The organism is Flavobacterium ranwuense, assembly GCF_004349315.1.
In the GTDB taxonomy this organism is placed as follows: Bacteria; Bacteroidota; Bacteroidia; order Flavobacteriales; family Flavobacteriaceae; genus Flavobacterium; species Flavobacterium ranwuense.
In genome coordinates, this window is record NZ_SMLH01000010.1 from 114,620 (window position 1) to 127,633 (window position 13,014).

The window sequence follows — 13,014 nt, forward strand, 5'->3', positions numbered from 1 at the left end:
AGGATCCAAGCTTTAATCCGTTTCCAGTGTAAAAAGTGATTTTATTAAAAAAATTCATCAAATAAGGAGTTTTTATAGTTCAAACGAAACTGTTTAGGAGCTATTTTGGGTACGAATTAAAGAAACAAAGTATACGTAATACTATAACTATAAAATTTTTCTCTTGATTTGTTTTTTAGCATTTATAACAAACTTAAAACAGGGATCTTTCAAACTAAAAAATTACATTAATGGCATCAATAGACTTTGAACAATTGAAACAACGTTCCATAAAAATAAGAGAACGCTACCACGAATTAGAACTTATACACCACGGGAGCGAATGGACCGTACAAGAAGATGCCTTAGCTTTCCTAACCGATGCTGGTTTAGTCGGAAGACTTGCAATGTCACAGCAAGGAAGATGGCCAAAAGAAAATACCCAAGAAGAACTCAAACATAAATTAGGGGAAACTATCTGGTGGCTAACAGTATTGGCTGATAGAATGAACATCAATATTGAAGAAGCCACAGAAAAATTCTTAACTAAAACTGAAAAATTATTAGAAAAATAAACTAAGGATAAGTGTCTAAAAATAAGGCAAGATGCTAAAATCGATTATTGGTTGTGAAAAAAGGAGTTTATGAATTTTTGAGTCAATATTTAAACCATACAAAAACTCCATTATTTCTAATGGAGTTTGTTGAGTGGCACATACGATACCGTTTACGAACCATTTTCTTAAAATTTAGTTTTTTTCCCTTTTAAAAATTTCCCTTCCTTGGTGAATTCTAGATCAATATTGTTCGTTAAATCCACATCGAGGTCTTTGTGTCCATAATCAATGTGCGTGATTTTTTCGTTCGGATAGTTCTTTGCCACGTAATCTTTGATTGAGGCAGGAATGAATGCGGTTGGAATGGGTTTGTCGCCACCATCTACCTCACGGTAGGAACCGTCTTTCCAAAATTCTACTTCTGTACCATCTTTAAGCTTGACTTCATATCCTTTTTCTCCGTGTTCCGCATCTTTCTTTGCGATGTTAACGGATGTATGTCTAAAATATTTTTGCAGGAAATCCTGTGCTGCTTTTGGTAATTCAGTAATTTCTATTTTCTTTTGAGCATTGGCCGATAGTACAAAACCCAATAATAATGCTATAAAAGTGATTTTCCTTTTCATGGTTTGTATATTTAAGTTATCGTACTGCTAATTTACGATAAGTAAAAATGCATTCAAATCAATTTAAGAAACCTTTAATTTTTATGATAATTTTTTTTGACGCTTATATCTAATAATCTATCAAAAATAAAAAAATTCGGAAATAATGGAGTTTTTTGTAGTTCTTACAAACCTGTTTACGAACCATTTTTTGCAAAATTTCAAGAAACTTTCAATAAAATAGCGCTGAGATATCCTTTCTATTTCAATTTGAAAAAAGTAGTTTTGTGCCGCTAATATTTTGGCTTAAAGTTATCCTACTGCCACAAGCGACAAACGCTGAAAAATGTAAATTTCTCAGGTTAAATCATATAGAAGTAATGAAAGTCATAACCACTACTATACTATTAAGCCCAACATCAATTGTATCGGTTAAGTTTTTTCTTTTAAAGAGAAGTCAAGATCAAGTAAAATAAAGAGGAAGTGAAAAAAGTGGAAAATGAAGAAGTAAGCTGGACTATTTGTCCCGAATGTCAGGGACGCGGTAAAAAAAGTCGAGGGCTCAGCAAAAAAGTACGACTCCGCTACCAGTTGGCATTCGATCAATTTGAGAAAACGAAAGATGAAGGGATAGCTCCAGTTCGTCCTAAAGGCCACCTTCACTCCTGCTTGAAATGTTCCGGATCCGGTTTAGTTCATTCTGCCAGTCCTCCAATAGCGGATAAAGAAAACTACCCACACGTTGCTATTATTGGTGGCGGTATAGGCGGAGTGGCTCTTGCTGTGGCTTGTTTGCATCGCGGAATTCCTTTTACCCTTTATGAGCGCGATAGTAACTTCGATGCCCGATCTCAAGGCTATGGACTCACTTTGCAACAAGCTAGTAAAGCAATCGAGGGGTTGGGCATTTTCTCGCTAGAACAAGGGGTGATTTCAACAAGACATGTGGTTCACACTACAGAAGGAAAAGTGATCGGTGAATGGGGAAACAGAAAGTGGATACAGTCAGAAGCGAAAACGTCTCCGAAACGTTCAAATGTACATATCGCAAGGCAATCTTTGCGCTTAGCGCTACTGGAACAGCTCGGCGGACAGGATGCGTTACATTGGGAACACCAGTTAGTAGATTTTGCTGCATGTGAGGATGGCGGTGTTGATCTCAACTTTCAAGTGGACGGAAAAATGAAGAATTACAAAGCGGATCTTGTGGTTGGAGCCGATGGTATTCGCAGTTCGGTGCGGAGGTTACTGGTTAGTGACGATATTACCCCTTTACGTTACCTAGGTTGTATTGTGATATTGGGTATTTGTCCTTTAAGTGCTCTTGAAGGACCCCATAGTTCTTTACTGGACTCGGCTACTGTATTTCAAACCGCCAATGGGAATGAGCGAATCTACATAATGCCTTATACTGCGGACTCGGTGATGTGGCAACTTAGTTTCCCAATGCCAGAAAAAGAGGCTAAGATGTTAAGTGCTCAAGGACCTAGAGCGCTCAAGGAAGAAGCTTGTCTTAGAACGCAGTGGCATGATCCCATTCCTCCCATTTTAGCGGCAACCCAGGAAACTCAAATTTCTGGTTATCCCGTGTATGACCGAGAATTGCTCAGTTCAGAATTGCTAGCAAAAGCAGGAAAAGCAACTCTAATTGGAGATGCGGCTCACCCAATGAGTCCATTCAAAGGACAGGGAGCGAATCAAGCACTGCTGGATGCGCTCACGCTGGCTCGAGGAATCTCAAGAGGATGCAGACCTTTATCTCAATGGAGAAAAAACGGAATAAGGGAAAGTGTATTAACTAAGTTTGAAGCGGAAATGTTAGAACGCAGTGCTACCAAAGTGAAAGATTCAGCCGCCGCCGCACAGTTCCTACATTCCGAAATTGTGCTTCATGAGGGAGATGCACCGAGAGGGAGGTGTCTAAAGAAAAAAGAAGCATAACAAGGTACTTAAATATAACTTAAATAGTTGGCTACGTTTATTGAGGCAACAATTTTAATATTGAAAAAGGTAGATACAATAAAACGTAAACCAAAAACGGGATAAAAATGATTCTGAAATAATTTTTTGGAACAAAAAAACCTCCAAAATCAAATGATTTTGGAGGTTTGTATTTTTTGGTGGGCCATACGGAACTATTTACGAACCATTTTATGCAAGATTTGAAGAAAATTTCAAATGAAAAATACTAAAAAAAATCTTTTTTCTTTTAATAAGTGATTTAAAGAGAAAGTTGGATTATATCTCCATCATCTGGAATTAACAATTTGTCTGAACTAATCTTCAATTCGGCAGCTTTCTTTTTTAAAGATGCTCTTGTTGTAAAGCAATGATCCAAAGCGTCCATATGAACTGTTATGACTTTTGCTTTTCCACTCTCCTTTATTAAAGTCATTGTTTGTTCTTCGTTCATCAAAATTGGCGTGTTTTCATAACCTTTGATAACCGCTCCACCCGAATTAACTACAATATAATCAGGCTTAAACTTTTTGATTATTTTTTTAACATCCTCTGTCCAGATTGCGTCTCCTACAATATATACAGTCGGTTGTTTTTTTGCCTGTAATACAAACCCAGAAGTCTTACCCATCTTCGCTAAAACCTCTCCTGTGCCATGTTGTCCTTCAATTCTAGTGATTGTTATACCATTCCATACTTTCTGATTTTCTAAAACAGTTGCATTAACAAAGCCTTCTTTATTAAAGAAATCTTTATCGGCAGGTTGCATGATTAATTCTATGGATTTATCAAGTATTTTGCTTGCAGGTTGGTCAAAATGATCTTCATGTGTATGCGTTACAATAACCAAATCAACACCTTTAACAATTTCTTCTATAGGAATTTTCAATTCAACGGTAGGATTTTTTTGGATTCCAGCCCAAGAATCAATTGCTCCTTTTGAGGACAACATTGGATCAAGCAACATTTTCTTTCCACTATATTCTATCAATAATGTTGCATTTCTAACTAACTGAATCGTAGGTTTTTTATCTGAATTAATTTGTCCAAACGACAAGACACTGGACAACATCAGTGCTACTGCTAAAATTACTTTTTTCATAAATTTTTGTTTAATTTTATTTATCTCCAAAGCCTCTTCATTAAGGCTTTTAGAGCATTTAATATGTTGCAAAGGTCTGAACAACAAATTATTTGTATGCTATCAAAAACATACTATTTGATACCATTTTGATAACCTTTTATATTTTGACTCTTGTTATTATTTAAATTGTACTCAAATTTGGCATGTTATAAGCATCTGCTATCAATTTTGCCGAATGCAATATTCCTTCTAGAGAATGTCCTAAGTTGGCAATCATTAATTCATCTGCTCCTGAAGTTTTCTGAAATTCATTCAACTTGCTTACTACTTGGTCCGCAGTTCCATGTATCATTTTTTCATTCCAACCTTCTAGTATGAATCTTTCCGAATTATCATAACTATAGTTTTTCAATTCTTCTGGAGACGGAATAACATAGGTTTGCCCTTTCATCATTCGAAGCATACTGTGTGCAAAAGCATGCGTTTGGATTTTCGCTTCTTCTACAGTATCTGCTGCAAATACAGAGAAACAAGCAATAGTATGTGGTTTATCCAAAACCTTTGACGGTTTGAAATTCTTTCTATACAAATCAAATGCAAATAACATATTCTCTGGAGCCAACTGCGCTGCAAAGGCAAAAGGTAATCCCAATTTTCCTGCCAATTGTGCCGAATATCCTGAAGAACCTAATAACCAAACCGATGGACTATCAAAAGATCGGGCGATGCCGTTTTCACGATCTTGTCCTGGACCTGGAACAGCAAATACCCTATTCTTAAAAGGATGTCCATCATGAAAATCATCTTCAAGAAAATGCAATAGTTCTGTCAAGAGTTCAGGAAAATCTTCCGCTCCTAAATGATTATCACGAAGTGCTGATGCAGTAAGTCCATTGGTTCCAGGCGCACGTCCTATCCCTAAATCGATACGTCCCGAAGCCATCGCCTGAAGCATACCAAACTGTTCGGCAACTACCAAGGGTGGAAAATTAGGCAACATCATACCACCAGATCCTAATCTAATATTTTTTGTGTCACCAATAAGTCTAGCAAGCATCATAGCGGGTGACGAAGTAGAAACGGCAGGCATGCCATGGTGTTCTGCTACCCAGTAGCGAGCAAATCCACGTTGGTCGGCAAACTTTGCCAAAGCAATACTGTTTGCAATAGCTTCAGCAGCAGAATATCCTTTTCCGGTTGTCGCCACATCCAGAATTGACAAAGGCACCGGAGCATTTCCTTGTTTTTTAAGCGTTTGAAAAGAAGCTTGTTTATTATGTGAGTTATCTATATTTATATCATTATTTTTCATAACCTATTGATTTTAAATTGTGTTACAAAACTACTTCGGTAATGCAGAAAAAAGGATACCAAAAAATAGTTATAAACTACCGTTTTGATAATCTGAATTAAAACTGTTTTTATAAAAAAAAAGAGAGTGTCCAAAATGAACACTCTCTTTAAAATAGTTTAAAATTTTACGAAAAATTAACCCCAAAACTCATCTTCTGCAACTTGATCTTCAGAAAATAACCAAACCTGAACAATCTTTTTATCAACAACTTCAAACAAATCCACACCATTCATATCAACTGTTTTATCACCAATTTTTCCACTGAAATGAACAGGAAAGGAAACTAAATTTCCGTTAGACATCAAAGCACCAGTAGGTTCTATAACCAACGAACCTTGCGTTGCACCCATCATATCGCCAAGCATTTTGCCGATTGCTTCAAGTCCTGTTTTGGTTCCAGCAAACTGATGCTTGCCTGGTTGATGCCATTTTGCATCTGGACTGAAATGAGAAAATGCTGTAGGAATATCTCCTTTTGAAAGGGCTATTGAATAAGCCGTTACTATTTCTATTGCTGTCATATTGTTGTGTTTTTAAATTTCTGTAAATACTAAAATTTTCATATACTTTATTTTTTATTTTTTCACTTAAAGTTGTACAAAATTACAATAGTACTTACTTTTGCACAAGTACTTACTTGTTAGTTGGGTACTTACCAAATGGTTAGAATTACTGAATAACAATGGAAAAAAACTCAAAAATAAATCCACCTTGTGATGAAAAGTGTCCAGTAAGAGCCTCTTTATCGCTATTAAGTGGCAAATGGACGTTGATGATATTGTTTCAAATCAACGAAAATGCAGTGCGATATGGCGAACTGAAAAGATCGGTTACAGGCATCAGTGAAAAAATGCTGATTCAAGAATTAAATATGCTTGTTGAAAATAAATTGGTTAGCAAAAAAGTCTTTCCCGAAATTCCTCCAAAAGTAGAATATCGACTGACTGAATTAGGATTGAAGACTTTGCCCATCGTGGATCAGCTGGCTCAATTCGGATTAGAAAATTTAGTTTAATAGACCTTTCTTAAAAAGAAATTGCTTAACAACAAACAAGCACCAAACGCTTAATCCAAGATCTAATGAGGATATTAAAATTTCACAAAACCGAATGCGGTGTTGACTTTCTGCTAAATGTATTGCCTTCTGAAGAAGTTAAAGATAACTATAGCAATTCTGAAATTTATAATACCGACTACTTTGAAATTATAGTCTTTAAAAAAGGTCGCGGAACATTATTATTAAATCAACAGAAAATAAATATTTCAGACAATACCATTATTTTTATTTCGCCGTTTCAGCAACGTCAATGGTTTTTAGAAGGTGATGATCTTGATTTTACCGTTCTTGTTTTTCAGGAAGATTTTCTAAATGATTTTTTCGCAGATAAATTATTCACTTATAGTTTACTCTATTTTTATCAGTTAGAATACCCATTGTATTTACCCGTTGATCAATCAGAGATCTTAAAATATTGCGAGCTACTTACAGAAATTAAAACAGAGTTGGTGACTACTAAACCCGATAGCGTACATATTATTCGCTCATTACTTTATTATTTATTACAAAAAATAAATCGACAATATGCGCAACAAAATGAATTGTCAATCGATAAGAATGGTAGTAATTATGCTTTTCAGTTTAAACAATTGTTAGAAAAACACATCAAAGAAAAACAGCGAATTGAAGATTATACTGCTTTATTAAATATCAGCCGAATTTCGCTGAACAAAGCGGTTAAGACGCATTTTAATGTTACAGCAACTTATTTACTCAAGCAACGTTTGCTTTTTGAAATTAAGAATTATTTGATTTATTCTGGTCTTACTGTAGCCGAAATTGCTCACGAATTACACTTTTCTGAACCCAATCATTTGATGCGTTTTTTCAAAACTCAAACAGGAATGACCACAAGTTTATTTATATCCGATTATCAAAATGGTAGTTAATGAATAGTGTTTGGTAGTCTATTTCTTTTAGGTATTTTCTAATTTTGTTGTTTTAATTTAAAAAATAAAATCATGAGCAAAGCATTAATTATAGTAGACATTCAAAACGATTACTTTGAAAACGGAGCAATGGAATTAGTATGTTCATTGCAAGCCAGCGAAAACGCAAAACAAGTTTTATCAAAATTTAGAAGCGAAAAATCACCTATTGTGCACATTCAGCATCTTTCGGTAGCACCAGGTTCTACCTTCTTTTTACCAGATACCAAAGGTCAAGAAATTCACGAAAATGTAACACCTTTGGGCGGAGAAAAAGTAATTGAAAAATACTATCCAAACAGTTTTAGAGAAACAGAACTTTTAGAGTATCTAAAATCTCAAAACGTAACCGAATTAGTATTTGTTGGTATGATGACACAAATGTGTATCGATGCAACTGTAAGAGCGGCAAAAGATTTTGAGTTCCAATGTACTGTAATTGGGGATGCTTGTGCGACATTGGATCTTGAAGTAAACGGAAAACAAGTAAAAGCAGCTGATGTACAAACGGCATTTTTAGCTGGCTTGAGTTTCTTTTATGCTGATATAAAAAACACAGCAGATTATCTATCTTAATAAAAAGAAGTACATAACCACAGCCTTGAACAAACATACGTATGTAAAGTAATGTAAGTATTATAGTTTAACTAATAGGTTTGCTGTTTGTGTCAATTAACCATACGAGCCTCGAACCATAATTTCCAGTAAATACGGGAACTTATACAAATAAAGTATTTTAATTCAAGTTTATCGAATCAAAAAAAACCTCCAAAGTCTAAGACTTTGGAGGTTTGTAATTTTTGGTGGGCGATGAGGGGTTCGAACCCCCGACCCCCTCGGTGTAAACGAGGTGCTCTGAACCAGCTGAGCTAATCGCCCTAAACAATGCAGTCATTTTCATTTCCTTATTGCGAGTGCAAATATACAGTTAGAAATCGTATCTGCAAGTAAAACAGTAAAAAAAAATAATAAAATATTGACCTTATTTACTTTTAAGCTCTATAATAGCACTTTATGTTAGTCATGAAAGGTTACTATTTTTTGTATTGATTCGTTATAGTCTTACATTTGCGACATAAACAATAGATAATGGCCAGGTTCAAAGAAAACGATTTACCAAAATCAAAAATTACTGCAAGTTCACTCAATAAAGCGACTCTAATCTTTCAATATGCGGGAAATCACCGTTGGAAATTTTATGTAGGTTTAATTTTTTTATTATTTACTGGAGCGACCGCTTTAGCTTTTCCAAAATTAATGGGAATGCTTATCGATTGTGTGAAAAACAAAGATAACTCTCAGGCCAATATGATTGCAGGAGGACTAATTGTAATCTTATTTCTTCAATCTATTTTTTCATTTTTCAGATTGTATTTATTTGTCAATTTCACTGAAAACACCTTGGCTAATCTTAGATTGGCTTTGTATAGTAATTTGGTAAAACTACCCATGTCTTTCTTCTCGCAAAAGCGTGTTGGGGAATTAAACAGCCGAATCAGTTCTGATATAACTCAAATACAAGACACTTTAACTTCTACAATTGCCGAATTCTTAAGACAATTTATTTTAATCATTGGAGGCGTTCTTTTATTGGCAAATGAAAGTATCAAATTAACGTTGTTAATGCTGTCCGTAGTTCCTCTTGTCGCTGTGGCAGCTGTAATTTTTGGACGATTTATTCGAAAATATTCAAAAAACGTTCAAGATAAAGTAGCCGAAAGTCAGGTTATTGTTGAAGAAACCATGCAAGGTATCAGTATTGTTAAGGCTTTCGCCAATGAATGGTACGAAATTGCCCGTTATAACGGAAAAATAAAGGAAGTCGTTAAAATTGCCATTAAAGGCGGAAAATACCGAGGTTACTTCGCTTCATTCATCATATTCTGTCTCTTTGGCGCCATAGTTGCCGTAGTTTGGTTTGGTGTTCGATTGAGCATTAGTGGCGAAATGAGCGTGGGACAATTGATTTCGTTTGTACTGTATTCCACTTTCGTTGGAGCTTCTTTTGGAGGAATTGCAGAGCTTTATGCCCAAATCCAAAAAGCGATTGGCGCAACAGAAAGAGTTTTTGAATTATTGGATGAAACTCCTGAAAAAATTAATTCAGTTCAAAATATTGCTGAAACCCAGAAAATAAAAGGCAATGTTACGTTCAAAAATGTAGCATTCAGCTATCATTCCCGAAAAGAAATTAAAGTATTGAAAGACGTCAGTTTTACTGCCAATTTTGGTCAAAAAATTGCCATTGTAGGTCCAAGTGGAACCGGAAAATCGACTATTGCATCTCTATTATTGCGTTTTTATACTATTGATGAAGGAGAAATATTGATTGATGGAAAAAATATTTATGATTTTGATTTAGAAAACCTTCGTGGAAGCATGAGTATTGTACCGCAAGATGTAATCTTATTTGGAGGAACCATCAGAGAAAATATTGCTTATGGAAAACCAAATGCTACCGAAGAAGAAATTGTTACCGCTGCAAAACAAGCTAATGCTTATAATTTTGTCGAAAGTTTCCCTGAAAAATTTGAAACGATTGTTGGAGAAAGAGGAATTAAACTTTCCGGAGGACAGAGACAACGTATTGCTATTGCCAGAGCTTTATTGAAAAACCCAAGTGTTTTGATTCTGGATGAGGCCACATCATCATTAGACAGCGAAAGTGAAAAACTAGTTCAAGAAGCCTTAGAGATTTTAATGCAAGGAAGAACCAGTATTATAATTGCGCACCGTCTTTCGACAATTCGCAGTGCAGATCAAATTTTGGTTTTGGATAAAGGAAAAATTACAGAACAAGGAACGCATCAAGAATTAATAGCCTTAGAAAATGGTATCTATAAAAATTTAAGTAATCTGCAGTTTAGCAATTCTTAAATTTCATTATTTTTTGACATAAAAAAACTCCATTCTATAAGCTGAATGGAGTTTTTTTTGTAGATTTAAATGTAACTGAATACCAGAAACTGAACACTGATTTCTATTTCCCTTTTCTTCGGTTACGTTCTGCTTTAATCATCGATAATTCACGACTGGTTTGTCCCGCTACCGAAGTGTTTTCTTCCGCACGACGAATCAAGTACGGCATCACATCTTTAACTGGACCAAACGGCAAATATTTAGAAACATTGTATCCATGAGCGGCTAGATTGTAGCTGATATTATCACTCATTCCGTACAATTGACCAAACCAAATTCTATCATCATTCGTTTTAATTCCTTTTTCCTGCATCAATTCCATTAGAGTATACGTGCTTAACTCATTGTGGGTTCCTGCAAAAATAGACATCGCATCTAAATGCTCAATCATATAGCGAACTGCGGCGTCATAATTTTCATCCGTTGCTTCTTTTGAAGCGCATATTGGCGATGGATATCCTTTTTCTTCTGCACGTGCAATTTCTTTTTCCATGTATGCACCACGAACCAATTTCATTCCAATGAAGAATTCCTCTTTTTTGGCTTGTTCGTGTAATTTTTTCAGATAATCCAAACGATCCCAACGATACATTTGCAACGTATTGAAAACAATAGCTTTCTCTTTATTGTATTTACGCATCATTTCGGTAACTAAATCATCCGCTGCATCTTGCATCCAACTTTCTTCACCATCAATCAGCAAGGCAACATTTTTAGAATGAGCATCTTTACAAACCAAATCAAAACGGGCCACTACTCTATTCCATTCAGCTTGTTCTTCAGAAGTTAACGTTTGTTTTTCTCCCAATTTCTCATACAATTCAAAACGACCAAAACCGGTTGGTTTAAAAACAGCAAAAGGAATCGCTTGACGTTCTTTGGCAAATTCAATGGTTTTTAAAGTCATTTCAAGCGCAGCGTCAAACTGTTCTTCTTCTTCTTTTCCTTCTACAGAATAATCCAAAACAGATGAAACCCCTTTGGTATACATTTTATCAACCACAGAAAGGCAGTCCACTTCATTTACTCCACCACAAAAATGGTCAAAAACAGTAGCTCGAATCAAACCTTCCACCGGAAGATTTGCTTTAAGGGCAAAATTAGTAACCGCAGTTCCGATTCGAACTAGAGGTTGATTATCAATCATTTTGAAAAGAAAATAAGCTCTATCAAGTTCAGTATCACTTTTTAATGAAAAGGCAACTTGAGTATTATTGAATATTTTTTCCATTATTTGTTAAATTTTTGTACAAATATAGACAGAGTTTTGAATATTATTTAGCAAAAATTGCCTTATTTTGCGGTTCCAATTAATCCATACAGATGCAATCAATTCAAGCCAACAGTTATCCGATTCATTTCAACGAAAAAGGATATGAAGCGTTTAACCTTCATTTGACAGAAAATAAGTATTCAAAACTTTTTATTATTGTAGACAGTAATACTAATGAATTTTGCATACCAAAATTCCTCCCTTTTTTAGAAACTGATCTTACTATTGAAATCATTGAATTTGACGCGGGTGAAGAAAATAAAAATATTGAGACTTGCGTCCAAATTTGGAATGTATTAACGGAACTTGGTGCTGACAGAAAAAGTCTTGTAATTAATCTGGGTGGCGGTGTTGTTACTGATTTAGGTGGGTTTGTTGCTTCAACATTCAAACGTGGAGTTGATTTTATTCACATTCCTACCACGCTCCTATCGATGGTTGATGCATCTGTAGGTGGAAAAAACGGGGTTGATTTAGGGAATTTAAAAAACCAAATTGGCGTTATAAACGTGCCAATAATGGTGCTTATCGATACACAATATCTTGAAACGGTACCACAGAATGAAATGCGTTCCGGCCTAGCAGAAATGCTGAAACACGGTTTAATATATGATAAGGAATATTGGGAACAATTTTTAGATTTAAAATCTATAGATTTTGCTGATTTTGATGCATTGATTTACCGTTCTGTCGAAATAAAAAATGAAATTGTAATACAAGATCCTACTGAGAAAAATATCCGAAAATCATTGAATTTTGGTCACACATTGGGTCATGCAATTGAAAGTTATTTTCTGGAAAATGAAAATAAAACCACTTTGTTACACGGAGAAGCCATTGCTGTTGGGATGATATTAGAAAGTTACCTTTCATTGCATAAAAATTTAATCAGTCCAGAAGAGTATTTTCAGATAAAATCAAGCATAAAGTCTATATATGATACCATTATTTTTGAAGAAAATGACATCGAGCCTATCCTGGAATTACTGATACACGACAAAAAAAATGAGTATGGAAACATACAATTTGCTTTAATAGAAGGTATCGGGAAAATAAAAATCAATCAATCTGTTGAAAATGAATTAATTCTTGAAGCGTTTCAAGATTATAAATCTTAATTATTTTTTATAAAAAGGATTGCATTGCGTATATAATATTTTTTACATTTGCATCGATGAAAAAAAGTCAAAACAAGCGAAATTATAGCTCTAATAAAACCCGAAACAATATGTCTTTTTTAAGAATATTGAAGAGGTTTTATTCTATTAAAGGAAACTTTAGTTTTGATGTTTTCCAAT

12 protein-coding genes and 1 tRNA gene are annotated in these 13,014 nt (G+C 34.8%); 7 read left to right on the forward strand and 6 right to left on the reverse strand.

The annotated features are described in order from the left end of the window. Positions 1 to 230: 230 nt before the first annotated feature. Positions 231 to 554 (forward strand): nucleoside triphosphate pyrophosphohydrolase family protein, encoded by a 324-nt coding sequence (locus E0I61_RS14555; RefSeq protein WP_131997573.1) that lies wholly within the window; start codon positions 231 to 233, stop codon positions 552 to 554. Positions 555 to 721: 167 nt separating this feature from the next. Here the strand turns inward: E0I61_RS14555 and E0I61_RS14560 are convergent, their stop codons facing one another. Continuing rightward, on the reverse strand, positions 722 to 1,162 hold the full coding sequence (locus E0I61_RS14560; protein ID WP_132072301.1) for a PepSY-like domain-containing protein: 441 nt from the start codon (positions 1,160 to 1,162) through the stop codon (positions 722 to 724). Positions 1,163 to 1,624: 462 nt separating this feature from the next. On the opposite strand from E0I61_RS14560, the gene E0I61_RS14565 reads away from it, so the two are divergent. After that, positions 1,625 to 3,082, forward strand: a complete 1,458-nt coding sequence (locus E0I61_RS14565) for an FAD-dependent oxidoreductase (protein WP_132072303.1) — start codon at positions 1,625 to 1,627, stop codon at positions 3,080 to 3,082. Positions 3,083 to 3,362: 280 nt separating this feature from the next. Here the strand turns inward: E0I61_RS14565 and E0I61_RS14570 are convergent, their stop codons facing one another. The 3 genes from E0I61_RS14570 to E0I61_RS14580 form a co-directional block, all read right to left on the reverse strand. Next, positions 3,363 to 4,202 (reverse strand): MBL fold metallo-hydrolase, encoded by an 840-nt coding sequence (locus E0I61_RS14570; RefSeq protein WP_132072305.1) that lies wholly within the window; start codon positions 4,200 to 4,202, stop codon positions 3,363 to 3,365. Between the two features lie 163 nt (positions 4,203 to 4,365). After that, on the reverse strand, positions 4,366 to 5,496 hold the full coding sequence (locus tag E0I61_RS14575; RefSeq protein WP_132072307.1) for an LLM class flavin-dependent oxidoreductase: 1,131 nt from the start codon (positions 5,494 to 5,496) through the stop codon (positions 4,366 to 4,368). Between the two features lie 176 nt (positions 5,497 to 5,672). Beyond that, a complete protein-coding gene (locus tag E0I61_RS14580; protein ID WP_132072309.1) occupies positions 5,673 to 6,059 on the reverse strand; it encodes a nuclear transport factor 2 family protein in 387 nt (128 codons plus the stop codon). Between the two features lie 161 nt (positions 6,060 to 6,220). Between E0I61_RS14580 and E0I61_RS14585 the strand changes: the two genes are divergently transcribed. From E0I61_RS14585 to E0I61_RS14595, 3 genes are all read left to right on the forward strand, one after another. Continuing rightward, on the forward strand, positions 6,221 to 6,553 hold the full coding sequence (locus E0I61_RS14585) for a winged helix-turn-helix transcriptional regulator (RefSeq protein ID WP_131997558.1): 333 nt from the start codon (positions 6,221 to 6,223) through the stop codon (positions 6,551 to 6,553). Positions 6,554 to 6,618: 65 nt separating this feature from the next. Beyond that, entirely contained in the window at positions 6,619 to 7,485 is an 867-nt protein-coding gene (locus E0I61_RS14590) for a helix-turn-helix domain-containing protein (RefSeq protein ID WP_132072311.1), read from the forward strand. Positions 7,486 to 7,557: 72 nt separating this feature from the next. After that, complete coding sequence (locus E0I61_RS14595) at positions 7,558 to 8,100, forward strand: cysteine hydrolase family protein (protein ID WP_132072313.1); 543 nt, start codon at positions 7,558 to 7,560, stop codon at positions 8,098 to 8,100. A 225-nt stretch (positions 8,101 to 8,325) separates the two neighbouring features. On the opposite strand, the gene E0I61_RS14600 is transcribed toward E0I61_RS14595, so the two are convergent. After that, a tRNA-Val gene (locus E0I61_RS14600) sits at positions 8,326 to 8,403 on the reverse strand. 210 nt (positions 8,404 to 8,613) lie between these two features. On the opposite strand from E0I61_RS14600, the gene E0I61_RS14605 reads away from it, so the two are divergent. Continuing rightward, positions 8,614 to 10,401, forward strand: a complete 1,788-nt coding sequence (locus E0I61_RS14605) for an ABC transporter ATP-binding protein (protein ID WP_132072315.1) — start codon at positions 8,614 to 8,616, stop codon at positions 10,399 to 10,401. 103 nt (positions 10,402 to 10,504) lie between these two features. Here E0I61_RS14605 and E0I61_RS14610 read toward each other — a convergent pair whose 3' ends face one another. Next, complete coding sequence (locus E0I61_RS14610; protein WP_132072316.1) at positions 10,505 to 11,674, reverse strand: proline dehydrogenase family protein; 1,170 nt, start codon at positions 11,672 to 11,674, stop codon at positions 10,505 to 10,507. A 92-nt stretch (positions 11,675 to 11,766) separates the two neighbouring features. Between E0I61_RS14610 and aroB the strand changes: the two genes are divergently transcribed. Next, positions 11,767 to 12,834 carry a 3-dehydroquinate synthase gene (gene aroB, locus E0I61_RS14615; protein ID WP_132072317.1) on the forward strand — a complete coding sequence of 356 codons (1,068 nt, stop codon included), beginning with the start codon at positions 11,767 to 11,769 and terminating at the stop codon, positions 12,832 to 12,834. Positions 12,835 to 13,014: the final 180 nt, after the last annotated feature.

Excerpts from the sequence above, each read along its gene's own strand:
- E0I61_RS14555 (WP_131997573.1), top strand. The coding sequence starts at position 231 with ATGGCATCAATAGACTTTGAACAATTGAAACAACGTTCCATAAAAATA.
- E0I61_RS14560 (WP_132072301.1), bottom strand. The coding sequence starts at position 1,162 with ATGAAAAGGAAAATCACTTTTATAGCATTATTATTGGGTTTTGTACTA.
- E0I61_RS14570 (WP_132072305.1), bottom strand. The coding sequence starts at position 4,202 with ATGAAAAAAGTAATTTTAGCAGTAGCACTGATGTTGTCCAGTGTCTTG.
- E0I61_RS14575 (WP_132072307.1), bottom strand. The coding sequence starts at position 5,496 with ATGAAAAATAATGATATAAATATAGATAACTCACATAATAAACAAGCT.
- E0I61_RS14580 (WP_132072309.1), bottom strand. The coding sequence starts at position 6,059 with ATGACAGCAATAGAAATAGTAACGGCTTATTCAATAGCCCTTTCAAAA.
- E0I61_RS14585 (WP_131997558.1), top strand. The coding sequence starts at position 6,221 with ATGGAAAAAAACTCAAAAATAAATCCACCTTGTGATGAAAAGTGTCCA.
- E0I61_RS14590 (WP_132072311.1), top strand. The coding sequence starts at position 6,619 with ATGAGGATATTAAAATTTCACAAAACCGAATGCGGTGTTGACTTTCTG.
- E0I61_RS14595 (WP_132072313.1), top strand. The coding sequence starts at position 7,558 with ATGAGCAAAGCATTAATTATAGTAGACATTCAAAACGATTACTTTGAA.
- E0I61_RS14605 (WP_132072315.1), top strand. The coding sequence starts at position 8,614 with ATGGCCAGGTTCAAAGAAAACGATTTACCAAAATCAAAAATTACTGCA.
- E0I61_RS14610 (WP_132072316.1), bottom strand. The coding sequence starts at position 11,674 with ATGGAAAAAATATTCAATAATACTCAAGTTGCCTTTTCATTAAAAAGT.
- aroB (WP_132072317.1), top strand. The coding sequence starts at position 11,767 with ATGCAATCAATTCAAGCCAACAGTTATCCGATTCATTTCAACGAAAAA.